Source organism: Seonamhaeicola maritimus (assembly GCF_008056315.1).
GTDB lineage: Bacteria > Bacteroidota > Bacteroidia > Flavobacteriales > Flavobacteriaceae > Seonamhaeicola > Seonamhaeicola maritimus.
In genome coordinates this window covers 347,213-372,978 of the sequence record NZ_VRKQ01000010.1, presented here as the reverse complement: position 1 = coordinate 372,978, position 25,766 = coordinate 347,213, and the positions used below count along the sequence as shown (strand labels likewise).

Here is a 25,766-nt window from a genome sequence, read left to right as displayed (position 1 = left end):
TTTAACAAAGAAATCTTGCTAAAAGAACTTACTTTTAAAGCTGTTAGAAGCTCTGGAAGTGGAGGTCAACATGTGAATAAAGTAGCTAGTAAAACTGAGTTGCTTTTTAACCTAAAAGATTCTAAAGCTCTCTCGGAAGATCAAAAGAATTTATTGTTACTAAAACTTCAAAACAGATTAACAAAAGAAGGCTTACTAATTCTGCAATGCGATGAAACAAGGAGTCAACATAAAAATAAGGGGCTAGTTATAAAACGGTTTTTCGATATAATTAGAGGGTCTCTTACAGTTCAAAAAAGACGAATTTCAACTAAAACACCTAAGTCGGTAATTAGAAAACGTTTAAAGAACAAACGAATAAAATCAGAAAAAAAGGCAAACAGGCGCAAACCGAATATTGACTAAAAAAATCACAAAACGTAATTCATATTTCGTATTTCTAGTATATCTTTGCGGCGTTCTCAAAAAGGGGTGCCTTAAAAGTGGCTGAGATCATACCCATTGAACCTAGAACAGGTAATGCTGTTTAGGAAGGCGATAATCGCCGTTTAGATATTTTTTGGTTTGTTACCTAGAGCTAAGTAGATAGGTCTTAATATTAAGAGTATCAAAAATCAATTTTTAATTAACATAAAGAATAATTACCTCTTTTTATTCGATTATTATTTTTTTTAATCGACATGAAAAATTTATTTCTTTTTTTAACACTGTTTGTGTTATCGGTCAGCGTATGTGCGCAACAAAATCAAGTTAAACAAGATTCAACCAATACAGAAAAGCTAGATGAAGTTTTAGTAAAGGCAGTAAGGGTTGATGCAGATTCTCCAATTACTCATTCAAATGTAAAAAAGGAAGAATTAGCAAAACGTAATTTAGGGCAAGATTTACCTGTCTTGCTAAATTATCTGCCGTCAGTGGTTACAACAAGTGATGCGGGAGCGGGTATAGGTTACACAGGAATTCGTGTGCGTGGTACAGATGCAACAAGAGTTAATGTAACTATTAATGGAATTCCGTACAACGATCCTGAAAGCCAAGGAACATTTTGGGTAAATTTAGGTGATTTTGCATCGTCTACAGAGAGCTTACAATTGCAACGTGGTGTTGGAACTTCAACTAATGGTTCCGGTGCTTTTGGTGCTAGTTTAAATGTATTGACAGATGCTTTTGCAAAAGAAGCTTATGCCGAAATTTCAAATAGTTTTGGTAGTTATAATACCAGAAAACATACAGTTAAATTAAGTACGGGACTAATTGACGATTATTTTGAAATCTCAGGGCGCTTTTCAAAAATAGATTCTGATGGTTATGTAGATAGAGCTTTTACAGATTTAAAATCGTATTTCTTGCAAGGTATTTATAAAGATGGTAATACTTTGATTAAGGCTTTGACTTTTGGTAATAAAGAGTATACTTATCAGTCTTGGTACGGTTTAGATGCTGCACAATTGAAGGAAGATCGTCGTCAAAACCCCTACACTTATGAAAATGAAACCGATAATTATTGGCAAGATCATTATCAATTACATTGGAACGAACGTTTTGATAATAATTGGTCTACTAATATTGGTTTAAATTATACCAAAGGAAAAGGGTATTTTGAGCAATATAAACTAGAAGAGTCAGCAGAAGACTTTGCTAATTTAATTGAAGATGATTCCGATGTAATCGTCCGTCGTTGGTTAGACAACAATTTTTATGTAGCTAATGCTAATGTAACTTACAAAGATCAATCCATTGAGCTTATCACTGGGTTATCATATAGTGTTTATACAGGAGATCATTTCGGTGAAGTTATTTGGGGATCTGCTTTAGCTCCAAATACTGATATTCGTGATCAATATTATGATGGTGATGCCACTAAAAATGACTTCAGCGTATTCTCTAAAGCCACTTTTAAATTATCTGATGATGTTACTGGATTTGTTGATTTACAAGGGCGTTTTGTGAGTTATAAAACCAATGGTTTAAATTCAGATAGAGCACCATTTGTAACAGATGCTAACTTTAGTTTTTTCAATCCTAAATTAGGTTTAACGTATCGGGCAAATATTAATAATAGTTTGTATGTGTCCTTCGCAAGAGCCAATAGAGAACCAAATAGAGATGATTTCGAAAATGGTGTTACAGAAAATGAAACTCTAAATGATATTGAATTGGGGTGGAGACACAACACAGATAAATTAGCGATTAGTAGTAATATTTATTATATGTTCTACCAAAACCAATTAGTATTAACAGGGGGACTTGATGATGTTGGAAGTCCTATAAGAGCCACAAGTGGTAAGAGCTATAGATTAGGTTTAGAAATTGATGCCAATATTCAATTCTGTAAATCATTTAGCACCTCAACTAACATTGCATTAAGTAGTAATAAAAATAGAGATTTTAGTGCCTCAATTGATGGTGCTTTGGTTAATTTAGGGAATACTAATATTTCTTTTTCACCTGATTTAGTAGTAGGAAATGCTTTTAATTTCTACCCTGCTAAAAATCTTCAGTTATCTTTCTTAAGCAAATATGTTGGTGAGCAATATATGGGTAATGTAGATTCTGAGTTTTCAAAACTAGATAGTTATTTTGTTAATGATTTTAATATCAATTTTGAAATAAAACCAAATAAGTTATTCAAGTCAATAATCTTATCAGGTTTAGTTAATAACATATTCAATAAGAAATATGTTTCTAACGGTTATTATTATACTTATGATGATGATTGGTCAGATCCGATTGCAATTACAACAATAGAGGGAACTGGATATTATCCGCAGGCAACAACCAACTTTTTAGTTGGAGCAACATTGAAGTTCTAAATTTAAATGAATAATAAAGCTAAAGGCGACTCAAAATGAGTCGCTTTTTTTTTAGTTGAAAATTAAAAGGCTATTCCCGTTTTTTTCAACTCTATAAAACTTTAGGGAACAACGCAATGATGAATCTTCTAAAGGTGCACCAGTAATAAGGCTATATTTGTTTTTATCAGAGCAACCACAAGTAGCTTCTAAACCAGAAGGCACTAAGGCAGAACAAGCACTTGGCACATGATTAGGGTCACTGGCATCCCATGCATAAAAATCAAAACCAGTACTTGCGACAATAATACCGGCATTTCCTCCAAAGGGGATGTATTCAGAATTCCCCGCAAATTGTAACTGGCTATACTGAGGTAAACTTAAATCTATTGTTTCACGAACATTAATGTCTAATAAAAACTTGCAGTTTTCGTCTTCTTCAGAATTACCACTGCAAGCACTTAATAGAATTAAGCCGATAAGGGAGTATATAAACTTCATATTTTAAAAATGAAATGCAATTTACAATAAAAACTAAACCCACTTAATTATTTTGTATATTTGCAATACAATCTCGTGAAAGCGGGATTTTTTTGATGCTGGACTTGTTCAGCATCTTTTTATTAAAAACGATGAAGTTATGAGTAAAGTATCTTACTATACACCTGAAGGATTAAAAAAATTAAGAGATGAGTTGAAGCAATTGAAAGATGTTGAGCGTGTAAAAGCCTCAAGAGCTATTGCTGAAGCTAGAGATAAAGGCGATTTAAGTGAAAATGCCGAATATGACGCTGCTAAAGAAGCTCAAGGAATGTTAGAAATGAGAATTTCTAAACTAGAAGAAGCTTTGGCTGGTGCAAGGGTGATAGATGAATCTCAATTAGATAATTCTAAAATATTAGTATTATCAAAAGTTAAAATAAAGAATCAAACTAACGGTATGGAAATGAACTATACTTTAGTGGCTGATGGAGAAGCAGACTTAGCTTCTGGTAAAATTTCGGTGAATTCACCTATTGGAAAAGGACTATTAGGAAAATCTGTTGGTGATGTAGCAGAAATTCAAGTGCCAAATGGTGTTATGAAATTTGATATTATAGAGATTTCAAGATAATTAGAATTTATTATGGCTTCAATTTTCACTAAAATAGTTAATGGCGAAATACCATGTTATAAAATTGTCGAAACAGAAGATTATTTGGCGTTTCTTGATGTGAATCCAAATAGTAAGGGGCATACACTTTGTATACCTAAAAAGGAAGTTGATAAAATCTTCGATTTAGATGAAACTACTTATAACGGATTAATGAGTTTCTCAAGGACCGTGGCAATGGCTATTGAAAAAGCTATTCCATGTGAAAGAGTTGGAGTTTCTGTTATAGGGTTAGAAGTATCGCATGTGCATGTTCATTTAATTCCATTACACTCTATGGATGATGCACGATTTATTCAAAAAGTAAAGCTGTCGTCTGAAGAATTTCAGGAAATTGCTAGTGCCATTCAATCCCATTTATAGGTTAGGATAAATTGCTAAAATTGTAATTGTAATAATTACTAAAGCGAATAATAAAATAGATATCCAAGAGGCTTGTTTTAAATATTTTGAAGCCTTTTTTGGTTTAACGGCTTTTTGTTGATATTCAAATACACGTTCAATATCATCTGTCCATTGGACAGGATAAATAGTGGTATTACAAACTTTACATTCTAAAGAATGATTAACTTCTGAAGTAATAGATTTATAAAACTTAGTTTCAATCAGTTTTTGCTTGAAACTTAATCGCAAACCTTCGTTACTATAGCATTCCGGACAGTTGTTTTTCAATACAACCTCTTTTAATTTAATAAACGATTCAGTCATAATCTAAGCCCGTTTTAAACTAATTTGAATGGTAGTTCCTTTTTCTTTTTCAGAATTAAGGACCTTAATTTTACCATCATGAAAATCTTCAATAATGCGTTTTGTTAGAGATAGTCCTAACCCCCAACCACGCTTTTTTGTGGTAAATCCGGGTTCAAAAATCTTAGTATAGTGCTTTTTAGAAATACCTTTCCCAGTATCTGACACACTCACTTTAATGTCGTTTTCAAGTTCAGAAATTTCAACTGTTAATTTCCCACGCCCTTTCATAGCATCAATGGCGTTTTTAACTAAGTTTTCAATAGTCCAACTATAAAGTTGCTTGTTTAGGTTAACGGGAATGTAATCATCTGGTTTAATAAGTTCAAATTCTATAAGGTTAGATGACCTGGCTTTTAAATAATCATAAGACTCAATGGTTTCTTCAATAATATTGGCCGTTTCTAGGGTTGGTAGAGATCCTATTTTACTAAACCTTTCAGTAATTATTTGCAATCTGTCTACATCTTTTTCTATTTCAGAAATATAGTCAGGATTTACATTTTCGCTTTTTAAAATTTCGGTCCATCCAATTAGTGATGATAAAGGTGTGCCAATTTGATGCGCCGTTTCTTTTGCCATTCCAGACCATAACTTGTTTTGGGTGGCATTTTTATTGCTACTGTAAAAGAAGAAAATTACCGCTCCAAAAAGCACTACAATAAGTATTAGTGCAATAGGGTAATACTTAAGTTTATTTAATAAAGGGGAGTTTCCGTAATATATTGTACTATGAAGTCTGCCGTCAAGAATAACCTCAATAGGCTTGTTTTCCTTTTCAAACCTTGCAATGAGTTTTTTGACCATTTTTGATTCCGTTAATTTAGATTCATCAATATTATTATGACTTCCAATTTCCCCGTTGTCTAAAATCTCTATTATTGGCGTAGTTTGGTTACTGTTTAAAACCTTTAATGTAAGGTCAAGATTTGTGTTGGTGTCAGAATTAATAATATCAGATTGTGCGAAGGACCAATTCTCCATTTTAGTACGTTCTTCATGCTTAAAATGTTGGAAAAATTCGTAGGTTTTCCACATAATAACAGAAACAATAATAAACGAAGCAACAATAATTACCCAACGGAAGGCATTTTGGTGTTTAGTGAATATCATCAAAAGCTTATTTAACATGTAATATAATGTAAATCTGTTAATATTATTGCCCTAGTTGTTAGTAAATATGTTTTTAGTAGCACTTCAGATTGGTTACATTTGTTGAAATTAAAAGTGTTTTAATGGCGTCATTTGAACCTAAGGATTTATCAACAGGAAAGTTACATAGCTATCTTTTAGGTGCAGTAGCGCCTAGGCCCATAGCTTTTGCTAGTACAGTTGATGTAAACGGAGTTCCTAACCTGTCACCTTTTAGTTTTTTTAATGTGTTTAGTGCAAACCCGCCCATCATGATTTTTTCGCCTGCACGAAGGGTTAGGGATAACACAACAAAACATACATTGCATAATGTTGAAGCCACCAAAGAAGTAGTTATAAATGTGGTGAATTATGAGATTGTGCATCAAATGTCATTAAGTAGTACGGAATATCCTGAAGATGTTAATGAGTTTGAGAAATCGGGTTTAACCATGTTGAAATCAGATTTGGTAGAACCTTTTAGGGTGGCCGAATCACCGGTTCAGTTTGAGTGTAAAGTGAACGATGTAATAGCTTTAGGAGATAAAGGAGGTGCAGGAAACTTGGTTGTTTGCGAGGTAATTAAACTTCATATTGATGACGAAGTTTTAAATAATGAAAAAGCTATAGATCAAACAAAATTAGATTTGGTAGCACGTGCTGGAGGCAGCTTTTATAGTAGAGCAAATGAAGGTTTTTTTGAAATACCAAAACCGTTGTCTACTTTAGGAATAGGTGTTGATAGTATACCGTTGTCTATTAGAAATAGTATGATTTTAACAGGGAACGATTTAGGTATGTTAGGTAATGTGGAAGCCTTACCAAATAATGAACAAGTTAAAATGTTTATTGATGATGTAAGTGAAAATCATCCTAATGTAAAAACGGCAAGTCAAAAAGAAAAACATAAATTAGCACAGAACTACTTAAGCTTTGGTGATGTAGAAAGTGCTTGGAAAATATTATTAAGTAAATAAGTAATAATTAGATATAAATAGAAATTAATGGAAGTTCAAGGAAGAATTAAAGTTATTGGAGAAACTCAAACTTTTGGAGCAAATGGGTTCAGAAAGAGAGAATTAGTTGTAACTACAGAAGAGCAATATCCGCAACATATTATGGTAGAATTTGTTCAAGATAAAACAGATTTGCTGAACAGTTTTCAGGTAGGTCAACAAGTAAAAGTAAACATCAATTTACGTGGTAGGGAATGGGTGAACCCACAAGGTGAAACTAAATATTTTAATTCTATTCAAGGATGGCGAATTGAAGCATTACAGCAAGAGCCGGCAGACGGAAATGTACCTCCAGTTCCTCCAATGGATGCTTTTGAGCCTGCAGGAGAATTAAATAAAGAAGATCACGACGATTTACCATTCTAAAATTTTAAGTCATTCTTATGACTGCAAGAATCTAAAAAAACCTCGACTATATCAGTTGAGGTTTTTTATTTTTATCCAATGTTCTATTTAGGTCAAGATTTATGGTTCCCAGATGTAAATGAAGCAAGTTCGGAAGGCTTGCTGGCTATTGGAGGAGATCTTTCTGTAGAACGATTAATATTGGCATATAAATCAGGTGTTTTTCCTTGGTTTGATTCTGAAGAACCCTTGTTATGGTGGAGTCCAGATCCTCGTTTTATATTATTCCCAGAGAAATTAAAAGTTTCTAAAAGCATGAAACAGAGTATTCGAAATAAAGACTATACAATCACCGTAAATAAGGCTTTTAAAGAAGTTATTACAGAATGCGCTAAAACAAAACGTAATGGACAACAGGGGACGTGGATAACCCAAAATATGATAGAGGCTTATACAAAGCTTCATAAACTAGGATATGTTAAATCTGTAGAAGTTTGGAATGGAGATAGTCTTGTAGGGGGTCTTTATGGTGTTGATTTAAACAATGGTGTTTTCTGTGGAGAAAGTATGTTTGCTAAAGAAAGTAATGCTAGCAAAGTGGCATTTATTAGCTTTATTAAAAACACGAATTATAAGCTAATAGATTGCCAAATATACACCAGTCATTTGGAAAGTTTAGGGGCGGAAGATATGTCAAGAAATGAATTTTTAAAGTATTTAGAAATTTAAATTTTCATGATTAATTAAAGTAAATCATATAAGATACTTATATTGAAAGAGAAAGCTTTTTCGAATAAATAGTAAATCATATGAAAAATCAATTGTCCTTTCATGCCATTGTCAAATTTGTTGTTTTATCCCTCCTTCTTATAGGCTCAGAGGTAATTGCTCAAAGTTTCAACATAATACCTGAGCCAGTTGAAATAGAGCAAGGTTCAGGTTTTTATACTCTAAATAAATCAACTGAAATTATAGTTCCTTCTGAACAAGATGAAGTAATAAATATTGCAGCTTATTTAGCAGATAAGATAAGGCCGGCTACTGGCTTTGATTTATCCATTGCACATTCTGATAAAGGAGGAATACAACTTAAGCTTAATACAAAGTTTAATGCAAAAATCGGAAAAGAGGGTTATAATCTTGAAGTAACCCAAAAAAATATTCGGATAAGGGCTAATACTCCCAAAGGCTTGTTTTATGGTGTGCAAACCTTATTACAGCTTCTCCCGCCAGAAATTGAGAGTAAATCTACAAAAAGTGTGAATTGGCAGCTGCCAGTTGTAAATATCGTTGACTATCCGCGTTTTGAATGGCGTGGTATTATGTTAGATGTGAGTAGACATTTCTTCTCAAAAGATTATATTAAAAAATACATAGACCAAATAGCTAGATACAAATACAATATTTTTCATTGGCACTTAACAGATGATCAGGGTTGGCGAATAGAAATCAAAAGTTATCCTAAGCTTACTGAAATTGGAAGTTGGCGTGTGCCTAGAACCGGAACATTTGGGCAGCATTCAGAACCCAAACCTAATGAGTCTCCAACGTATGGAGGGTTTTATACACAGGATGATATAAGGGAGATTATTGCTTACGCTAAAGAACGTTACATAGAGATACTTCCTGAAATTGATGTACCAGGTCACAGTATGGCCGCTATAGCTGCTTATCCAGAATTAAGTGTTACTAAGGACCCTAATGCTGTAGTAAATCCGGGAACAAATTTTTCAAAATGGTTTGGGCCCTCAGATTTTGAAATGTTTATAGATAATAGCCTTAATCCAACTGATGAAAAAGTTTATGAATTTCTTGATTCAGTTTTTTCCGAAGTAGCTGACTTGTTTCCATTCGAATATATTCACATGGGTGGAGATGAATGTTATAAAGGTTTTTGGAAAAAAGATATTGATGTTCAGGCCTTTATGAAGAAAAAAAATATTCATAGCGTTGAAGAACTTCAAGGCTATTTCAATAATCGTGTGGCCAAAATTGTATATAAAAACAAAAAGAAACTAATTGGATGGGATGAAATTTTGGAAGAAGATTTGTCTCAAGATGCAGCTATTATGAACTGGCGCAGTTGGCATAATGCGGGAATAAAAGCTGCGGAACAAATGCATTTTGTGGTAATGAGTCCAAGCCCTTTCTATTATTTAGATTTACGTCAGGGAGACCGTTCGGTTGAGGCACCTGTATATAGGGATTCCCGAATTAAAAAGGTTTATGATTATAATATCTTACCTGAAGGTATAGATTCAACTTATGTTTTAGGAGGGCAAGGAAACCTGTGGACGGAGCAAATACCAACTGAACCTCAGGTTGAATATATGAGCTATCCAAGGGCATTCGCAATTTCTGAATCTTTATGGTCTCCAAATCAGAAGAAGAATTGGGATAACTTTATAGGTAAAATTGAAAACCATTTTAAAAGATTAGATCATTCACAGATAAACTATGCAACTAGCATGTACGACCCAATAATAGAGGTGACAAAAAATAAAAATGGATTATTAAAAGTTGAATTGTCTACAGAAGTGAAAGATCTAACTATTTATTATACTTTGGATAATGCAATACCTAATCAATATCATCCTAAATATAGCGAAACTATTGTTTTATCAGAAGATGTAGATATGCTTAGACTTGTAACCTACAGGAATAATAAACCAATAGGTAAGTTAATAACCATATCAAGCGAGGAGTTAGCAAAAAGAGTGAAATAATTTATTTCTGATTTTTTTACAGAGTTTCAAAGTAACACAGACTATATAAAAAATATATTACTGTTTTATTGAGCTTAAGAAACGATAGTTATTAACCAAATGTAACTAAAAAAGAATCATTTGACTCGGTTAATTAGGTAGGTGTTAACTATATTTATTGAAATTTTATGCGCATGTTTTTACTTAAAAAATCACCCTTATTTTTATTGACTTTTTTAATAGTATTTTCTGTTGGTTATTCTCAAGATTTAGGAACATTTGAGTATACAAAAAAAATAAAACCTAAAGACCGTATTTGTTTTGCACTGTATACAGTACATGAAAACATTGTAAAAATGACGGCTCAATTTTATCCTATTCAGGATTATGAGCCTTTTGAAGCTGATTTACAATTAAAAAAGAATGGAAATTGGGAAACTGTTGACCATTCTAGAATTGAATACCCAGGCTACACAGCACATTTTAGGTTAGAAAATTGGGATGATACTAAAGAAGTAGAATACCGTGTTGTTTTTATGGATAAAGCATTTTATAACGGTATTATTAGAAAGAACCCGGTGAATAAAGATGAATTTGTAATGGCTACATTTTCGTGTAATTCCATTTACTCAAGACATGATGGGAATATTCCAAAAACCGATATTATTGATAACTTAAAAAAGAACAAGCCAGACTTATTATACTTTGCTGGCGATCAAATCTACAATCACAGTTTTCATTTAATTCATTGGTTACAATTTGGACGTGATTTTGGGGAAATTATCAGAAATACACCTACTATTACAGTGCCAGATGACCATGATATAGGCCAAGGAAATCTTTGGGGTGCTGGTGGAAAAGAAGCGTCTTCAAGACATGGTAATATGGGAGGTTACTATATGCCTGTTGAATATATAAAGGAAGTGGAGCGTGCACAGACTAGCCATTTGCCAGATCCGTATGATGCTACACCTATTGAACGTGGGATTGGTGTTTATTATACAGGCTTGAAGTGGGGTGGTATGAGTTTCGCTATTTTAGAAGATCGTAAATTTAAAAGTGGTCCAAAACCTATTACTGATAAGGTAAGAAAGGAAAATAAGGGGTTTAATAATTTGGACCCCAAACTGTTTGATGTGCCCGGAACCACTATGCTTGGAGAAAGGCAATTAAGTTTTTTAGAAGATTGGACTACCGATTGGGAAGATGTCGAAATGAAATCGGTTCTATCACAAACCATATTTTGTAAATCTGCTAATTATGGTCAACAGGGGAAAGGTGAAATAAGATTTGATTTTGATTCTAACGGATGGCCACAAACGGGACGGAATAAGGCATTGAAAGTAATACGTAAGAGTTTTTCAACCATGGTTGCCGGAGATCAGCATTTAGGTTCTGTAATTCGTCATGGTGTAGATGAATGGAATGATGCTGGATATTCTTTTGCGGTACCTGCAGTTGCTAACTTTTGGGTGCGTTGGTGGGATCCAGCTACACCTGGGAAAAATCGTAAAAAAGGAGCCCCGTATTATACGGGAGAGTTTTTAGATGGCTTTAATAATAAGATAACTGTTGAAGCCATCGCGAATCCTAACTTCAAGAAGGATATGGAATCTGGTGATAGACTAAACACTCGAGCTGCTGGTTACGGAATCATCAGATATAACAAACCTAATAGACAGGTTACTTTTGAATGCTGGGGTAGAAATATAGATATGAATGACCCAAGTAGTAGGCAATATCCTGGGTGGCCTGTTACGGTTTCTCAAGAGGATAATTATAATATTAAAAACGGATTTGAATTACCGAAATTGCAAATTTTAAAAGAAAATCAAGTGGTTACGGTTATTGATAAAACATCTGGTGAAGTGATTTCTTCTCAAAGAATTAAAGGAACTACTTATCAACCTAAAGTTCATAATGAAGGGATATATATCATTAAAATAGGTGAAGGGGATAATATTCAAACTATCGAAGTTTCAGCTAAAAAGAAAAACCGAACAACTAAAAAGATAACCTTATAGTAAATTAAACTTCGTTATGCCTAAAACAGGATGTAGTATGGTCATTTACCATTCCAGTGGCCTGCATATGTGCATAAACAACTGTGGTGCCTACAAACTTGAATCCACGTTTTTTTAAGTCTTTACTAATGGTGTCACTTAAAGGTGTGTTTGCTGGTATTTCGTTTAAGCTTTCAAATTTATTTTTAATGGGTTTGCCATCGGTAAAGCCCCAAATGTAATTGGTAAAACTGCCAAATTCCTTTTGAATATCAATAAAAGCCTGTGCATTGGTTACTGTTGCATTTACTTTTAATTTATTTCGAATGATACCGGCATCCTGAAGTAGGGAATCAATTTTTTCCTGACTGTAATTGACAATCTTTTTATAATCGAAATTATCAAAGGCCCTTCTGAAATTTTCACGTTTACGCAAAACAGTAATCCAACTTAAACCTGCTTGAAAGGTTTCCAAAATTAAAAACTCGAAAAGTTTATCATCATTATATACAGGAACGCCCCATTCTTCATCATGATATTTTTCATAGAGTTCGTCACCTTCGCACCAAGCACATCTATGTTTTTGGGTCATAAATTGTAAGTTTTAAAATTTGAGCATGACAAATGTCATCTTATAAAGAGTAGCAAGATACTACATTTGTAGCGTTACATAAAGAATTTATCATGAATGCAAATATAAAATCAGGGTTAAAAAACAGCATGTCTTATGCGGATTATAGAGATCTAATGTTTCAATTAGTTGAAGAAAGAAATACCTCTGGTAATGAGAAAAGTGAAGAGAGAATAGAATTCACAAAGTTGAATAACCGACGTATGAAACGCTGGGACAAAACTTTAAAAATAAGTGTGAAAGCTAAAAAAAGGTTAGCAGATTTTGATACTCATGTTACTTGGTTGGTGCTTACTGAAACTTGGTGTGGAGATGCAGCTCATGTATTACCTGTTTTAAATAAAATTGCTGAATTGAATTCTAACATAAATCTGAGATTAGTGCTTAGAGACGATAATCTGGACTTAATGAATGAATTTTTGACTGATGGAAACCAAGCCGTTCCTAAGTTGATTATGATTGATGATGAAACCGGAACTGTTTTAGATGTCTATGGCCCAAGACCAAGTGAAGCCGCTGGTTATGTTAGCAGGTTTAAAGCGGCCAATGGTAAGTTAACACCTGAGTTTAAAGAAGATTTACAGCACTGGTATAATAAGGATAAAGGTGTCACAATTGTGGAAGATGTTACCTTAATGCTTTGTAGGTTTCAACCTAGTTTTTGCCAATAAAATTAAAAGTAATTGAACCTATTTGACTTGGTTTAGAGGCATCAGGACTAAAAACCGATTCTTTTGCATAATCTAAAGCATGTTCTATTAAACATTCATTATCAGAATTTGATGATGTGTTAACATAGGCATCAATTACATGTCCTTTGGCATTCACAGTAATGTTTACAACAATTTTACCGCTGTTTTCACAAAGATAGATGGGTATTGGTATATGAACTTTAGTTCTGTCTTTTAAAGAATAACCTATAGTGCTATTAGCGTTATTAGCTTCTTCTTGTTGCTTTTTTAATATATCATTGGCTTTGTCAAACTTGGTGAGAGCATCATTATTCAATTCATCTTTGTGCTCATTCTTATACTTTTCTTTAAGGTTGTTTAAAGCCTCATCACCATTTATATCACTAGTTTTTGGAACGTAATCTTCAGGTGGTGCAATAGTTTTGTATGCTTGGGCAAATTTGTTAGCACTTTTAGATTGATTGAAAGCCGTATTAGTCTCAGCTTTAGAATTATTTAAATTTTCTAAAGCTTCAATTATCTTTAATTCTTCCTCAGTAAGTTCTTCTTTAGGCTCAATTTCATAGTAGCTTTCGGCAATGCCTTTTTCTTTTTGTTTTAAGCTTAAACTAAAAACAGACATGACTACAGTTCCTGCAATAAAGAACGTTATAAGTAAGGCTTTATGTTGATCTGAGAGATGCAATTTTTAATAAATGTTTACCCAATATACGTAAAAATATATGGTTTAGTCTTTTAAACCAGCTATAAAGCCTTCTATGGATATGGCATCATTAACGTTGAAGCTTCCAATTTTTGATCGCCTTAAAGCCGATAAATGAGCACCTGAATTTAAGGCTTTTCCAAAATCGTTTGCTAAAGAACGTATGTAGGTTCCTTTACTACAAACTACTCTAAAATTGACATTTAAACCATCAATATTAGTGATTTCAAACTCAGAAATATTAACATTTCTTGGTTTTATTTCTACATCTTCACCTGCCCTAGCAAATTCGTATAGACGTTTCCCGTCTTTTTTTATAGCCGAAAAAACTGGTGGAAATTGTTCTATGTCGCCAATAAATTGTTTCGTGGTTTTATGAATTAAATCCTTTGAAATATGTTCAGTAGGGAAGCGTAGATTGATTTCTGTTTCTAAATCGAATGAAGGTGTGGTGCTTCCCAAAACAATGGTTCCAGTATATTCCTTTATTTGCCCCTGATAGATATTGATTTCTTTTGTTTTTTTACCTGTGCAAATCACTAATAAACCTGTAGCTAAAGGATCTAAAGTGCCTGCGTGTCCAACTTTAATTTTTTTAATATTAAAGGCTTGCCTAATTTCCCAACGCAGTTTATTTATCGCTTGAAACGAAGTCCAATTTAGTGGTTTGTCTATAAGTAAAACTTGTCCTGTAAGATAGTCTTCGGCAGTCATTTTCTAGTTTAAAAATGAAACAATAATGGCTATAATTCCAACAACAACACAGTAAATAGCAAAATAAGAAAGCTTACTTTTTTTTACGAGCGTTATCATCCAAGTACAAGCAAATAATCCCGAAATAAAAGCTGCAACAAACCCAATAGATAAAACTGTAAAGTTTTGACTGTTTGTAGAAATCTCACCACTCAATATATCTTTGGCAATTTTTCCAAAAATTAAGGGAACCACCATTAAAAACGAAAAACGAGCTGCTTTGGTTTTGTCATTACCTAATAAAACCGATGTAGAAATAGTAGCTCCAGAACGAGAAATACCGGGTAACATCGCTATTGCTTGAGATACTCCAATAACTAAGGCATTGCTAAAACTTACTTTTTTGTTAGTGTCCTTGGCTTTATCTGCTAAAAACAAAAGGGCAGCCGTAATTATGAGCATACAACCAACCAATAAAATGTTTCCGCTAAAAAGAGCTTCTAATTGTTCTTCAAAAAATAAGCCAACAACAACAGCAGGAATCATAGAAACCCCGATTTTAAAAAGGAATTGCAAATCTTCGTTCCATTTAAATTTTAAGCAACCCTTAATAATGTCCAAAACATCTTTTCTAAAAACAACTAAGGTGCTTAAAGCGGTTGCGAAATGTAAAACAACCGTAACCAATAGGTTGTCTTTTTGTTCAGGATTACTTCCTAAAATAGCTTTTCCTAATTCTATGTGTCCGCTGGAAGAAACAGGTAAGAACTCTGTAAGCCCTTGGATAATTCCTAAAATAATTGAATCTATAATATCCATTGCGCAAAAATATTAAAATTGGAATACTAATAGAGAGATTGTAGATTAAATTATATTTTAAGAAGCTTTAAAAGTAGAGTCTCTAATTATAAGGTTCCCTTTTAATTCTATAGTTTTATTCCCAATATCGTTTGGGTTTTCAATTTCTTCAATCATATATTTAACAGCTGTAGCACCCATTCGTTCTCCTGGTTGGTCAATAGTTGTAAGCATAGGTTCTATTATGGTAGAATTTATGGAATTACTAAAACCTATAATAGCAATTTCTTCCGGAATCTTTATGTTAAATTTTTTTAGAGTTTGTATTACCCCTATGGCTGCACTATCGGTAATTGCAAAAATAGCGTCCGGTTTGTTTTTAATACTCAATAGTAAATTAGTCATTCGTTTACCTTGTCTTAAAGAGATATCATCAACACTAATAATTATTTTTTCATCTATAGGGATGTTATGTTCTTTTAGGGCACGTAAGTAGCCAGCATACCTGCGTTCAGAATTATAAGAATATTCGTTTTCTTTTATAATGGCTATCCGTTTTTTACCTATATTAATTAGGTGTTCAATAGCATTATAGGCAGATTCCTCTTCATTTATAACTACTTGGGAACAGGGAATTTTGTTAGATGCTTTATCGAATAAGATTAATGGAACATTATCAATAATTCTTAAAATATCATCAACTTGACGAGTTACTTTTGAAATGGACATTAAAATGCCATCTACGTTAAACTGTAACATAGTTTTTAACATTTCTGTTTGTTTCACAGCATCATTGTTCGATTCTGAAATAATGACCCTATAACCTTTTAACGAAGCTTCTTCTAAAATGCCCTTTAAAATGGTTGATGTAAAATAGTGGGTAATATTTGGAACTATAACTCCAATGATATTAGTTTTATGCTGTCTGAATCCTTTAGCAAATATATTTGGGACGTAATTTAGTTTTGCAGCTAATTTTTGAACTTTTGTTTTAGTGGAATCACTAATATCAGGATGGTCATTTAAAGCGCGTGAGATTGTAGAAACAGATAGATTTAATTCTTGTGCCAATTTCTTTAGTGATGTTGTTTCTTTTTTCATGAATAGATTTTTTGAAAATGCAAACGTTACCGCAAACGTTTGCGTACAAATATTGCAAAAATATACCGATTTTTATAGAAAGTTATTATTTAATTAGCATCAAAATTAACTAATTCTCAAAAAAATGAAAAAAGCAATTTTTACTTTATTATGCCTTTTAACTGTTTCTGCAATGGTTGCGCAGACCGAAATTTCGGGAACAGTAAAAGATGGAAGTGGAGTGCCAGTTACAGGAGCGAATGTTTTAATATTAAATAGTTCTTCAGGTTCTACTTCTGATTTTGATGGAAACTTTAGTTTCACAACCAGTCTTTCGGGAACACAAAAATTACAAGTTTCGTTCTTAGGTTACGAAACCTATATTCAAGACATTGAATTGAATGGGGCAGCAATTACTTTGCAAATTGTATTGCAAGAAGGAGGTACAAGTTTAGATGAAGTGGTATTAACCGCCTCTGCAACATTTAGATCACAAAAAGATACTCCAATGTCTATTAGTTCTTTAAAACAAAGAGAGATAACTAAGTTATCTGCAAACTCACAGGCTGATATTATTAGAAGTATTCCAGGTATTACTGCTGAAGGTGGTGGTGGAGAAACCGCTTCAAATGTTTTTGTAAGAGGTTTGCCTTCTGGTGGACAGTATGTGTTTAATCCTTTGCAATATGATGGGATGCCACTCATGAGTACGTTTGGTTTAAACTCTTCCGCTCATGATGTTTATGCAAGACCAGATATAGGTTTTAAAGGTGTAGAGTTTGTTCGAGGTGGCGCTGCGGTATTGTATGGAGCAGGATCTGTGGCTGGTATCATTAACTATACAAGCAAAACAGGGGATTCTAATGATGAAAATATCATTAATGTGGAATGGGCCGATAAAGGGCGTCTTAAAACAGATTTTTATACTGGTGGTAAATTAGGAGGAGAAGATTCTAATACTTACTACGCTTTTACAGGTTTTGTTAGAAAAGATGATGGGCCAATTGAAACTGGCTTGCCAACAAAAGGGGTTCAGTTTAGAGCGAATATTAAGCAAAAATTCGAAAATGGGTCATTTACAGTCCATGGCCAGTTTATAAATGATAATGCACAATTCTTTTTACCTCTTCCATTAGATGGTGATAGAAAAAGAATTGCTGGTAATGATGGAGAGCCGGTGTCTCAATTGCTTTCTGGTGAATTAGCACAGACTTCTTTTTTAACTCCTGGAGGTGTTTATGAAAGCCCAATTGAAGATGGGGTACATACACAAGGCGGTTATTTAATGGGAGATTTTAACTATAATTTCTCAGAAGATTTAAAGTTTAAATCTAAAGTGAGATATGCTAATTATAAGCATAATTTTGCTTTATATGTTGGAGGTAACGGAGCTAATAATAACCCAATTACTTTAAATGATTATGTGGCTAATGTTGCTCCAGGTAATCAGGGGTTTACTGCAATGTATCAAGGAACAACATCAGATATTAATGGTTCAGATTTAGTTGTAGACAATTTACATATTGATAGACTACGTCCAATGACCGATTACTCGGGAGAGGCTTCACTTACTAAGACATTACATGTTGAAAATGGAACTCATAATATTACTGGAGGTGTTTTCCTAGCGCGTACAGAGGCAGAAGATGTTAACTATCAATATAGAGTATTATCAGAGTTTAATAACAATCCAAAATTGGTAAACTTAAGTTATACGGATGCAGGTGGGAATAATGTAGTCTTTTCAGATGGTGGATTGTATAACAGAATTGGAATGACATCAAATAAGTTCTTATCTCAAAATAAAACGGCCTTCTATTTAACAGATGAGATGGTTTTTGATAAATGGCGTTTTGATGTTGGTTTTAGAATTGAAAATACTGAAGGTACTTTTAGCAACGGAAACATTGTAGAAAGTCAAGTATATGAAAATACAGATTTAACTCCTGAGTTAGCTAATGTAAGATTTGCTGATGGTAGTTTTACCAGAGCAAATGTAAGTGCAACAGACTGGGCTCTATCCTTGGCTGGGTTATATAAACTAAGTGACGCCGTAAACCTTTATGCTAACTTCTCTAAAGGATTTTTCTTTCCACAAATAAGAGGATTTTCTCCTATTTCAACTGGGGTAACAGGAAGTAAGTATGATTCTGAAAAGATTATTCAGGTTGAAGCTGGTGCCAAAGTTGGTACAGAAAAATTTAAGGGGTCATTTGCTGGATACTATGTAGGTTTAAGTGATAGAATTAAAATTGATCAAGGTTTTGTTAATGGTACATTAGTTGATTTAACAAGATCTGAGCAAAGTACTAGAACAATTGGTTTAGAGTCTACTTTTGATTGGGCATTTGCAGAGAATTTTAACTTACGTGGTTCTGCTACTTATCAAAATCATGAGATATCAAAGAATGTTTCAACGGATTTAACTAATAATACATCTTCTACCCAAAATGAGGGTAACAAGTTGGCAAGACAGCCAAATTTCTTAGGTAGTTTAGGAGCATACTATGACGATGGAGCTTTTGATGCCCTGTTGTCTTTTAATCATACAGGAAGCAAATTTGCAGCAGACAATAATACAGTAGAATTAGATGCTATCACTATTGCCCGTTTAGGTGCTGGATATCAATTTGGAATGGGTGGTGAAGATAGTGATGACACTTTAAGATTAGGGTTCTCTATATTTAATTTGTTTGATGATAAAGGCGTAACTGAAGGAGACCCAAGAAATGTAAATCAAGCTGGTGATGCAGAGTTTTTCTTTGGAAGACCAATATTACCAAGACGCTTTTTCTTAACAGCAACATTTAACTTTTAATTTTCATAAGTAGTTTAGTTGGTTAATACTCACCACCTTTTTGCTAAGGTTTTAGGTGGTGGGTATATGTTAAATGACAATTAAAATAAAACATTTATTAGTAGCACTCTCAATTTCCAAAGACCTGTCAAAGCAGGTAGGTCTTTTTAAGAAAATATCTTACTTATAACACTATGAAAAACGATTTATATAATAAAGCTAAAGAAGTTTTAGTAAATAATTGGAAAGAAGGGTTTAGCATTCCTTGTGCCAAATTGTATCCATTTCAATGGTTTTGGGATTCGGGTTTAATCGCTATAGGGTTTGCACATTTTGATATGGAAAAGGCAGAACAGGAAATAGCTACATTACTTGATGCGCAATGGGGAAATGGTTTTATACCTCATATTATATTCCATACAGAAAGTGATACTTATTTTCCTGGGCCAGATTTTCATAGATCAGATTTACATCCGCAGGCATCGAAAAAATACAGATCTACGGGAATGACCCAACCTCCAGTTACAGGATTTGTTCTGGAAGAAATTTATAGAATAAGCAAGGATAAATCTGCTACATTAAAATTTATTGAAAGCGCTATAGACAAAGTGTATTTTAATCATGAATATTTTTATAATAATAGGGATCCCAAAAATGAAGGTTTAGTTTATATATATCATAATTGGGAATCTGGTACCGACAACTCTCCTATTTGGGATGATATATGGGATACCATGAATCCACCAGAATATACATTTGAACGCCGAGATACAACTCATGTTGATGCTTCTGAAAGACCATCAAAAAGAGAATATGATCATTATTTGCACATCATTGATATTGCCAAAGAAAATAATTATAGTGATGAAAAAATTGCTGAATATTCTCCTTTTTTAGTTCAGGATCCTTTGTTTAATGCCTTGTTAATTAAGTCCACGGAAAGTTTAATTAAACTTTATGAGCTTATTGGGAATAATGTTGAAAAAATAAATCAGTTGAAACTCTGGCAAAATAAGGCTATAACTGCTTTTAACGATAAACTTTATGATGAAGCTTTGGGAGTATATGTTCATTATGATTTAAGAAATGAAAAACCACTTAGGTTTTTGTCATCATCATCCTTTTCACCTTTGTTCGCTAATATTCCTAATAAGGAAAGAGCAGATAGAATGGTGAAAGTTATGATGGATAAATTTGGTGGCGACCATCAGTATTTATGTGCTTCTTTTGATCCCGAAAGTGAACGTTTCAATCCTAAAAAATATTGGCGCGGTCCAGTTTGGGTAAATTTAAATTGGATGTTATTTAATGGTTTAAAACAATATGGATTTAACAAGGTAGCACATCGTATGAAACAAGATACCGTTGCCTTAATGGAGAATAACGGGTTTTATGAATATTTCGATTCAAGAAAAGAAATGCATAAAAATGGAGATGCTGGATACGGAGGGAATAATTTCTCTTGGAGTGCTGCATTATTGATTGATTTGTTAGAAAACGGTTAAAGCTTGTTGAACTTTGATTTTGATAGTGATTATGTTTTAGAAGATGACTATGTAAGATTAAGTCCTCTTAAATTGGAATATGTTGAACATCTATTGTCAATTTCAAATGAACCTTATTTGTGGACTTATATGCTAGAAAAAGGAAATGGGTTAGATAACTTAACTGAATATGTGCTTTCAGCAATTAACAACCGAAATTCTAGAAAAGAATATCCTTTTATAGTTTATGACAAAGTTGCAAAACAGTATGCCGGAACTACAAGGCTTTATGAGTATTCAAACAAATTAAGGGCTATTAAACTAGGCCATACTTGGTACGGAAAATTATTCAGAGGAACTGGTTTAAATAAACATTGTAAATATTTGTTGTTTGAATTCGCGTTTGAAAAATTGAAATTAGAACGCATTGGTTTTGGTGCACATGCTGAGAATAAAATAAGTATTGCAGCAATGAAAAGTGTTGGCTGTATAAAAGAAGGCGTTCTAAGAAATTTCATACCTTCATTTGATGGGAAAGGAAGAGCAGATATTGTATTAATGAGTATTCTTAAAAAGGATTGGGAAGATAAAGTGAAGATTGAATTAAAAGATAAATTGAACATTAAAATTTAAAAGCATGAATTGGCTAGACTATAGTATTATTATATTATACATTGTTTTCTTCTTAGGAATGGGGTTCTTTTTTAAAGATAATAAAGACTCTAAAGATTATTTTTTAGGAGGAAAAAGTATGGGTTGGTTCCCTTTGAGTCTATCAACTATGGCTACCCAATTATCGGCCATCAGTTTTATTTCAGCTCCTGCGTTTGTAGGTATTAAATTAGGAGGAGGTATGAAATGGTTAACCTTTGAGTTCGCTGTGCCATTAGCCATGATTTTTATTATGATTGTTATAATTCCTCCATTGTTTCGTTCAGGGGTAGTTAGTATTTATGAGTTTGTAGAAAAACGTTTTAGTTCATCAACAAGGTTGGTTTTAAGTGTTGTTTTTCAGTTAAGCAGGGCATTGGCTACTGGTGTAATGGTGTATACTATTGCTATTATTTTACAGGCAGTCCTAGATATTGATTTTGGTTATACCATTTTAATAATTAGCGTCATTACTATTATTTATTCATGGCAAGGAGGTATGAAGGCTGTAGTATGGGGAGATGCAATACAAATGATTATTCTATTTGTTGGCTTAATTATTTGCCTTTATTTTGGCTGGAACCTTTTACAGAGTTACGGAGGTTTGGCGGAAGGATTTAACCCTGAGCGCCTAAAAGTAATCGATTTCAATTTAGGTATTGGAGAAGGTGAAGAATATGGGTTTTTACCAATGGTTATTGGAGGGTTCTTTTTATATGTGTCTTATTACGGTTGTGATCAAACACAAGCGCAGCGTATGTTGTCTGCGAAAAACGAAAAAACAATAAGACAGTTATTATTAGCCAATGGATTATTGAGGTTTCCAGTAGTACTAATTTATTGTGTTATGGGGCTAATAATAGGTGGGTTAGTAACATTGGCTCCAGATTTTTTACAAGACATAGCTGATACCACACAAAAGTATTTTCCCGAAGAGTTTGCAAAAAATGGGATGAAAGCAGATTTAATGATACCTGTTTTTATTATTAAATATTTACCACACGGACTTATAGGGATTTTAATGGTTGGGATACTTTCGGCAGCCATGTCTTCTCTTAGTTCAACAGTTAATTCGTTATCTGCCGTAACCGTGGAGGATTTTTTCAATAGAGGAAAAACTAAATTAAGCACTAAAAAATATATGGTTATTTCAAAAGCATCTGTTGTTTTTTGGGGCGCAGTTTGTATAGCAAGTGCTTTCTTATTTGGAGGAAGTAAAAGTGCGGTGATTGAAATTATTAATGCCATTGGTTCAGTGTTTTATGGTCCCGTACTCGTTACCTTTTTCTTAGCATTCTTTTCAAAAAGGGTAAATCATATTGGTATGAATGCTGGAATAATTCTAGCTGTTTTAATAAATCTCATTTTTTCAAAAACTATTCAAGAGCTGTTTAATATAGATTTAGGAATTCATATTTTTTGGATTTGGTTGAACTTTACGGGTGTTATTATTTCTTTGGTTGTTGCCTACTTTGTAAGCGCATTAACCAAAAATGTAGAACCGAAAAAAATTTCTAATTTTAATGTAGCTGTTAAGAAAGAAGATTTCTTAATAAAGGAAGTTTACATTTTGGTTGCATTTTTTATAGCTATCGTGGTATTTAGTTATTTTGTGCCAACTATCTTTGGTTAAACTCTTAATATTTTTTAGAAATGAAAATAGTTCTGGCGCCAGATAAGTTTAAAAATTCATTAACAGGATTGGAGTTTTGTAATGCTATTGAAGAAGGGGTTTTAGGTGTTTTACAAGATGTCGAAATCATTAAACTTCCTTTGGCCGATGGCGGCGATGGTACAATAGAGGTTGTGAATTATTACCTTAAAGGAAGAGAAATTGAGGTAGTAGTTAATAACCCTTTTTTTCAGCCCATTGAAGCTACTTATTTATTCTCTCAAACAACAAAGACGGCATTTATTGAAATGGCTGAAGCCTCAGGTGTTAAGTTGTTAAAACCAGAACAATTCGATTGTAAAAATGCTACCACTTTAGGTACCGGAGAAATGATTGTGGATGCCATAGAGAAAGGGGTGTCAAAAATTATTTTAGGTATTGGCGGTAGTGCCACTAACGATTGTGGCTTGGGTATGGCAACTGCATTAGGATATCGGTTTTTAAGTAAAAATGGAGAGGAAGTTAAGCCCATTGGAGCAAATTTATCTAAAATTGTATCAATTGATGTAACTGGCGTTCATCCAAAATTGCGTGAGGTAAGTTTTAGTGTTGCATGTGATGTTACTAACCCTTTATATAGTGAAAATGGAGCTGCTTATGTATATGCTTCTCAAAAAGGCGCAACCATGGAAGACATTGAAATGTTGGATAAAGGATTACGAAGTTTCTCAAAACTATTGGATGATGTTTTTCATGGTGAATCACAAGCAATTGTTGGAGCAGGGGCTGCTGGCGGTATGGGAATTGCTTCCAAAGTATTTTTGAATGCCGACTTAAGCCCAGGAATTGAGCTGATAAAAAGTTTGGCACAGTTTGAAACAAAAATAACAGGGGTCGATTGGATTATTACAGGCGAAGGTAAATTAGATTCTCAAACCCTATCAGGTAAAACCATTCAGGGTGTAATTGATTCTGCGAAGGCAAAACAAATAAAAGTTGCGGCCTTTTGTGGAGCTATAGAATTGTCAAAAGAAGAAATGGCTAAAATGGGAATTAGTTATTCCGATTCAGTAATTGAAAAAGCAGAGTCTTTGGAAGATGCTATGGGAAATGGTTATTATTATGTTAAAACTATGGCTGAAAATTTTGCCAAAAGCCTAAAAAAATAGCCATCAATTAGACTGATTTTGAAGATTGAGAAAGTGTATTGAGAACTACTTCTTGTCCGGATTTAATAGAATAGCATAAATCTGAATACCAAAACCAATAAGTACTAATGCAGGTGCTAAACGAATACGTCTCCAAGAAAAGATTTCAGGATTAAATACATTGGGGTCGTCACTACCACCGCCAGACATCAAAATAAAACCTAAGGCAATACAGGCTAAACCAATAAACATGAATTTATAGTTCTTCTTTCCAAAAACAAAGGTTGGTTTTGCGTTTTCTTTTCGTTTTTTTTCTCCCATAATTAATCGAATTCTGTAAAAACAACTTCGTTATCAACAGATAATTGAGCAATATATTCTGATGTTACTACTCAGCCCAATAATTTAGGCAAGTGCAAAGTAACGGTTTTATTTAAAACTTTTGCGTTAAGAGAATCTAAAATTAATCCTCGTTCTAAACCTCTGTTTATGTAGTAGTGGTCTCCCTGATTATCACTAAATACAATATCGAACGAAGTTCCTTCTTTAATATGGATAATAGTTTCATTTTGAATCACACACTCCTCTGGTTTTGGGTCTTTGATGACACAAGACAATAGAATCATACTAAAACCTAAAAGAAATATATGTTTTTTCAAAGCTATAAGTGTTTAGTAATATAGCTCATCTGTTCTCAAATTCAAAAAACGTTGAGTGGCAAAATGAGTGCTAATCCATGTAATAACAACACCTAATCCGAAAATTACAACAAATAAAAGCCCTACCAAAACTATGTTATTCATTAATTCTAATTCAGGGAATGTTTGGTTTAAATAATAAAAAACGATGGCCATTCCAATCAACGCCAATGAAGCCCCAATGATTCCCAAACGGATGCTTTTCCAAATAAAAGGCCGTCTTATAAACTGTTTCGTGGCACCAACCATTTGCATGGTTTTAATAGTGAATCTCTTTGAGTAAACTGAAAGGCGTAATGAACTATTGATTAGTAAAACAGCAATAACAGTAAATAAAGCGCTAATAATCAATACCCAAAAACTAATTTTTTTCACGTTATCATTCATCAGGTTTACCAAATCATTATCATAACTCACTTCTTCAACAAATTTTTTGTTTAAAGCTTCGGTAGAAACGGTTTCTAGATGCTCAGAGGTTACATAATCTGCTTTTAAATGCACATCAATAGAGTTTTGTAACGGATTATATCCTACAAAATCCATAAAATCTTCTCCGGTTTCAGCCTTCATAAATTCAGCGGCTTGCTCCTTAGATACATATTCGGTCGATTTTACATAGTCGCTCATAGCTAAACTCTTTTCAAGCTGCTTTATCTCAATCTCTTTTGCATTTTCCTTTAAATAAATTGTAACCACAACTTGTTCTTTGAAATGATCAGATACTTTTTTTGCATTTAGGAGGATGATGCCCAATAAACCCAATAAAAATAATACCAAAGCAATACTTAAAACAACCGAGAAATAAGAAGAAATAAGGCGTCGTTTTTGTTGTTTTTCGTAATATGAACTCATAAATAATTTACTTGATTTTGTAAAAATAACAAAGT

The 25,766-nt window shown here is 33.2% G+C and carries 26 protein-coding genes; 15 read left to right on the top strand and 11 right to left on the bottom strand.

Annotation, left to right across the window (positions count from 1 at the left end):
• Nucleotides 1-15 precede the first annotated feature (15 nt).
• Nucleotides 16-405 (top strand): alternative ribosome rescue aminoacyl-tRNA hydrolase ArfB, encoded by a 390-nt coding sequence (arfB, locus tag FUA22_RS09795; protein WP_317132093.1) that lies wholly within the window; start codon nt 16-18, stop codon nt 403-405.
• A 275-nt stretch (nt 406-680) separates the two neighbouring features.
• A complete protein-coding gene (locus FUA22_RS09790) occupies nt 681-2,813 on the top strand; it encodes a TonB-dependent receptor (protein ID WP_147767802.1) in 2,133 nt (710 codons plus the stop codon).
• Between the two features lie 51 nt (nt 2,814-2,864).
• Here FUA22_RS09790 and FUA22_RS09785 read toward each other — a convergent pair whose 3' ends face one another.
• Nucleotides 2,865-3,293, bottom strand: coding sequence for a Rieske (2Fe-2S) protein (locus FUA22_RS09785; RefSeq protein ID WP_147767800.1), 429 nt, complete (start codon nt 3,291-3,293; stop codon nt 2,865-2,867).
• A gap of 139 nt (nt 3,294-3,432) precedes the next feature.
• On the opposite strand from FUA22_RS09785, the gene greA reads away from it, so the two are divergent.
• Both greA and FUA22_RS09775 read left to right on the top strand, forming a co-directional pair.
• On the top strand, nt 3,433-3,906 hold the full coding sequence (gene greA, locus FUA22_RS09780) for a transcription elongation factor GreA (RefSeq protein WP_147767798.1): 474 nt from the start codon (nt 3,433-3,435) through the stop codon (nt 3,904-3,906).
• A 12-nt stretch (nt 3,907-3,918) separates the two neighbouring features.
• Nucleotides 3,919-4,308 (top strand): HIT family protein, encoded by a 390-nt coding sequence (locus FUA22_RS09775; RefSeq protein ID WP_147767796.1) that lies wholly within the window; start codon nt 3,919-3,921, stop codon nt 4,306-4,308.
• On the opposite strand, the gene FUA22_RS09770 is transcribed toward FUA22_RS09775, so the two are convergent.
• Together FUA22_RS09770 and FUA22_RS09765 are read right to left on the bottom strand one after the other, a co-directional pair.
• Complete coding sequence (locus tag FUA22_RS09770) at nt 4,303-4,653, bottom strand: hypothetical protein (RefSeq protein ID WP_147767794.1); 351 nt, start codon at nt 4,651-4,653, stop codon at nt 4,303-4,305. The two genes, FUA22_RS09775 and FUA22_RS09770, sit on opposite strands and share 6 nt — an antisense overlap.
• A 3-nt stretch (nt 4,654-4,656) precedes the next feature.
• Nucleotides 4,657-5,805 carry a sensor histidine kinase gene (locus FUA22_RS09765; RefSeq protein WP_147767792.1) on the bottom strand — a complete coding sequence of 383 codons (1,149 nt, stop codon included), beginning with the start codon at nt 5,803-5,805 and terminating at the stop codon, nt 4,657-4,659.
• Between the two features lie 122 nt (nt 5,806-5,927).
• Here FUA22_RS09765 and FUA22_RS09760 point away from each other — a divergent pair, with 122 nt between their 5' ends.
• The 5 genes from FUA22_RS09760 (at nt 5,928) to FUA22_RS09740 (ending at nt 11,913) form a co-directional block, all read left to right on the top strand.
• Nucleotides 5,928-6,800, top strand: coding sequence for a flavin reductase family protein (locus tag FUA22_RS09760; protein ID WP_147767790.1), 873 nt, complete (start codon nt 5,928-5,930; stop codon nt 6,798-6,800).
• A gap of 27 nt (nt 6,801-6,827) precedes the next feature.
• Nucleotides 6,828-7,205 (top strand): DUF3127 domain-containing protein, encoded by a 378-nt coding sequence (locus tag FUA22_RS09755; protein WP_147767788.1) that lies wholly within the window; start codon nt 6,828-6,830, stop codon nt 7,203-7,205.
• A 78-nt stretch (nt 7,206-7,283) separates the two neighbouring features.
• Complete coding sequence (aat, locus tag FUA22_RS09750) at nt 7,284-7,913, top strand: leucyl/phenylalanyl-tRNA--protein transferase (RefSeq protein WP_147767786.1); 630 nt, start codon at nt 7,284-7,286, stop codon at nt 7,911-7,913.
• An 80-nt stretch (nt 7,914-7,993) separates the two neighbouring features.
• Complete coding sequence (locus tag FUA22_RS09745) at nt 7,994-9,910, top strand: beta-N-acetylhexosaminidase (protein ID WP_147767784.1); 1,917 nt, start codon at nt 7,994-7,996, stop codon at nt 9,908-9,910.
• A 173-nt stretch (nt 9,911-10,083) separates the two neighbouring features.
• Nucleotides 10,084-11,913, top strand: a complete 1,830-nt coding sequence (locus tag FUA22_RS09740; protein WP_241664806.1) for an alkaline phosphatase D family protein — start codon at nt 10,084-10,086, stop codon at nt 11,911-11,913.
• Between the two features lie 4 nt (nt 11,914-11,917).
• On the opposite strand, the gene FUA22_RS09735 is transcribed toward FUA22_RS09740, so the two are convergent.
• Complete coding sequence (locus tag FUA22_RS09735; RefSeq protein ID WP_147767780.1) at nt 11,918-12,484, bottom strand: DNA-3-methyladenine glycosylase I; 567 nt, start codon at nt 12,482-12,484, stop codon at nt 11,918-11,920.
• Between the two features lie 92 nt (nt 12,485-12,576).
• On the opposite strand from FUA22_RS09735, the gene FUA22_RS09730 reads away from it, so the two are divergent.
• Nucleotides 12,577-13,194 (top strand): thioredoxin family protein, encoded by a 618-nt coding sequence (locus tag FUA22_RS09730; protein ID WP_147767777.1) that lies wholly within the window; start codon nt 12,577-12,579, stop codon nt 13,192-13,194.
• On the opposite strand, the gene FUA22_RS09725 is transcribed toward FUA22_RS09730, so the two are convergent.
• From FUA22_RS09725 to FUA22_RS09710, 4 genes are read right to left on the bottom strand one after another with little or no spacing between them, the layout of a single operon-like run.
• Nucleotides 13,178-13,900, bottom strand: coding sequence for an energy transducer TonB (locus tag FUA22_RS09725; protein WP_241664805.1), 723 nt, complete (start codon nt 13,898-13,900; stop codon nt 13,178-13,180). The two genes, FUA22_RS09730 and FUA22_RS09725, sit on opposite strands and share 17 nt — an antisense overlap.
• A gap of 42 nt (nt 13,901-13,942) precedes the next feature.
• On the bottom strand, nt 13,943-14,632 hold the full coding sequence (gene truB / locus FUA22_RS09720; protein WP_147767775.1) for a tRNA pseudouridine(55) synthase TruB: 690 nt from the start codon (nt 14,630-14,632) through the stop codon (nt 13,943-13,945).
• Between the two features lie 3 nt (nt 14,633-14,635).
• Nucleotides 14,636-15,430 carry an undecaprenyl-diphosphate phosphatase gene (locus FUA22_RS09715; protein WP_147767773.1) on the bottom strand — a complete coding sequence of 265 codons (795 nt, stop codon included), beginning with the start codon at nt 15,428-15,430 and terminating at the stop codon, nt 14,636-14,638.
• A 57-nt stretch (nt 15,431-15,487) separates the two neighbouring features.
• Nucleotides 15,488-16,510, bottom strand: coding sequence for a LacI family DNA-binding transcriptional regulator (locus FUA22_RS09710; RefSeq protein ID WP_147767771.1), 1,023 nt, complete (start codon nt 16,508-16,510; stop codon nt 15,488-15,490).
• 124 nt (nt 16,511-16,634) lie between these two features.
• Here FUA22_RS09710 and FUA22_RS09705 point away from each other — a divergent pair, with 124 nt between their 5' ends.
• The 5 genes from FUA22_RS09705 (at nt 16,635) to FUA22_RS09685 (ending at nt 24,202) form a co-directional block, all read left to right on the top strand.
• Nucleotides 16,635-19,307, top strand: coding sequence for a TonB-dependent receptor domain-containing protein (locus FUA22_RS09705; protein WP_147767769.1), 2,673 nt, complete (start codon nt 16,635-16,637; stop codon nt 19,305-19,307).
• A gap of 173 nt (nt 19,308-19,480) precedes the next feature.
• Nucleotides 19,481-20,791, top strand: a complete 1,311-nt coding sequence (locus tag FUA22_RS09700; RefSeq protein WP_147767767.1) for an MGH1-like glycoside hydrolase domain-containing protein — start codon at nt 19,481-19,483, stop codon at nt 20,789-20,791.
• Nucleotides 20,792-20,794: 3 nt separating this feature from the next.
• Complete coding sequence (locus tag FUA22_RS09695; RefSeq protein WP_241664804.1) at nt 20,795-21,403, top strand: GNAT family N-acetyltransferase; 609 nt, start codon at nt 20,795-20,797, stop codon at nt 21,401-21,403.
• A 4-nt stretch (nt 21,404-21,407) separates the two neighbouring features.
• Nucleotides 21,408-23,054 (top strand): sodium:solute symporter family transporter, encoded by a 1,647-nt coding sequence (locus tag FUA22_RS09690; protein WP_147767765.1) that lies wholly within the window; start codon nt 21,408-21,410, stop codon nt 23,052-23,054.
• Between the two features lie 20 nt (nt 23,055-23,074).
• On the top strand, nt 23,075-24,202 hold the full coding sequence (locus tag FUA22_RS09685; RefSeq protein ID WP_147767764.1) for a glycerate kinase: 1,128 nt from the start codon (nt 23,075-23,077) through the stop codon (nt 24,200-24,202).
• Nucleotides 24,203-24,247: 45 nt separating this feature from the next.
• On the opposite strand, the gene FUA22_RS09680 is transcribed toward FUA22_RS09685, so the two are convergent.
• The 3 genes from FUA22_RS09680 to FUA22_RS09670 all read right to left on the bottom strand — a co-directional run bounded on the left by FUA22_RS09680 (nt 24,248) and on the right by FUA22_RS09670 (nt 25,731).
• Complete coding sequence (locus tag FUA22_RS09680) at nt 24,248-24,502, bottom strand: DUF3098 domain-containing protein (protein ID WP_147767763.1); 255 nt, start codon at nt 24,500-24,502, stop codon at nt 24,248-24,250.
• A 71-nt stretch (nt 24,503-24,573) separates the two neighbouring features.
• Nucleotides 24,574-24,840 carry a hypothetical protein gene (locus tag FUA22_RS09675; protein WP_147767762.1) on the bottom strand — a complete coding sequence of 89 codons (267 nt, stop codon included), beginning with the start codon at nt 24,838-24,840 and terminating at the stop codon, nt 24,574-24,576.
• Nucleotides 24,841-24,852: 12 nt separating this feature from the next.
• Nucleotides 24,853-25,731: a cell division protein FtsX gene (locus tag FUA22_RS09670; RefSeq protein ID WP_147767761.1), complete on the bottom strand. Its 879-nt coding sequence runs from the start codon at nt 25,729-25,731 to the stop codon at nt 24,853-24,855.
• Nucleotides 25,732-25,766: the final 35 nt, after the last annotated feature.

Excerpts from the sequence above, each read along its gene's own strand:
- FUA22_RS09790 (WP_147767802.1), top strand. The coding sequence starts at position 681 with ATGAAAAATTTATTTCTTTTTTTAACACTGTTTGTGTTATCGGTCAGC.
- FUA22_RS09785 (WP_147767800.1), bottom strand. The coding sequence starts at position 3,293 with ATGAAGTTTATATACTCCCTTATCGGCTTAATTCTATTAAGTGCTTGC.
- greA (WP_147767798.1), top strand. The coding sequence starts at position 3,433 with ATGAGTAAAGTATCTTACTATACACCTGAAGGATTAAAAAAATTAAGA.
- FUA22_RS09775 (WP_147767796.1), top strand. The coding sequence starts at position 3,919 with ATGGCTTCAATTTTCACTAAAATAGTTAATGGCGAAATACCATGTTAT.
- FUA22_RS09770 (WP_147767794.1), bottom strand. The coding sequence starts at position 4,653 with ATGACTGAATCGTTTATTAAATTAAAAGAGGTTGTATTGAAAAACAAC.
- FUA22_RS09765 (WP_147767792.1), bottom strand. The coding sequence starts at position 5,805 with ATGATATTCACTAAACACCAAAATGCCTTCCGTTGGGTAATTATTGTT.
- FUA22_RS09760 (WP_147767790.1), top strand. The coding sequence starts at position 5,928 with ATGGCGTCATTTGAACCTAAGGATTTATCAACAGGAAAGTTACATAGC.
- FUA22_RS09755 (WP_147767788.1), top strand. The coding sequence starts at position 6,828 with ATGGAAGTTCAAGGAAGAATTAAAGTTATTGGAGAAACTCAAACTTTT.
- aat (WP_147767786.1), top strand. The coding sequence starts at position 7,284 with ATGTTCTATTTAGGTCAAGATTTATGGTTCCCAGATGTAAATGAAGCA.
- FUA22_RS09745 (WP_147767784.1), top strand. The coding sequence starts at position 7,994 with ATGAAAAATCAATTGTCCTTTCATGCCATTGTCAAATTTGTTGTTTTA.
- FUA22_RS09740 (WP_241664806.1), top strand. The coding sequence starts at position 10,084 with ATGTTTTTACTTAAAAAATCACCCTTATTTTTATTGACTTTTTTAATA.
- FUA22_RS09735 (WP_147767780.1), bottom strand. The coding sequence starts at position 12,484 with ATGACCCAAAAACATAGATGTGCTTGGTGCGAAGGTGACGAACTCTAT.
- FUA22_RS09730 (WP_147767777.1), top strand. The coding sequence starts at position 12,577 with ATGAATGCAAATATAAAATCAGGGTTAAAAAACAGCATGTCTTATGCG.
- truB (WP_147767775.1), bottom strand. The coding sequence starts at position 14,632 with ATGACTGCCGAAGACTATCTTACAGGACAAGTTTTACTTATAGACAAA.
- FUA22_RS09715 (WP_147767773.1), bottom strand. The coding sequence starts at position 15,430 with ATGGATATTATAGATTCAATTATTTTAGGAATTATCCAAGGGCTTACA.
- FUA22_RS09710 (WP_147767771.1), bottom strand. The coding sequence starts at position 16,510 with ATGAAAAAAGAAACAACATCACTAAAGAAATTGGCACAAGAATTAAAT.
- FUA22_RS09705 (WP_147767769.1), top strand. The coding sequence starts at position 16,635 with ATGAAAAAAGCAATTTTTACTTTATTATGCCTTTTAACTGTTTCTGCA.
- FUA22_RS09700 (WP_147767767.1), top strand. The coding sequence starts at position 19,481 with ATGAAAAACGATTTATATAATAAAGCTAAAGAAGTTTTAGTAAATAAT.
- FUA22_RS09690 (WP_147767765.1), top strand. The coding sequence starts at position 21,408 with ATGAATTGGCTAGACTATAGTATTATTATATTATACATTGTTTTCTTC.
- FUA22_RS09685 (WP_147767764.1), top strand. The coding sequence starts at position 23,075 with ATGAAAATAGTTCTGGCGCCAGATAAGTTTAAAAATTCATTAACAGGA.
- FUA22_RS09680 (WP_147767763.1), bottom strand. The coding sequence starts at position 24,502 with ATGGGAGAAAAAAAACGAAAAGAAAACGCAAAACCAACCTTTGTTTTT.
- FUA22_RS09670 (WP_147767761.1), bottom strand. The coding sequence starts at position 25,731 with ATGAGTTCATATTACGAAAAACAACAAAAACGACGCCTTATTTCTTCT.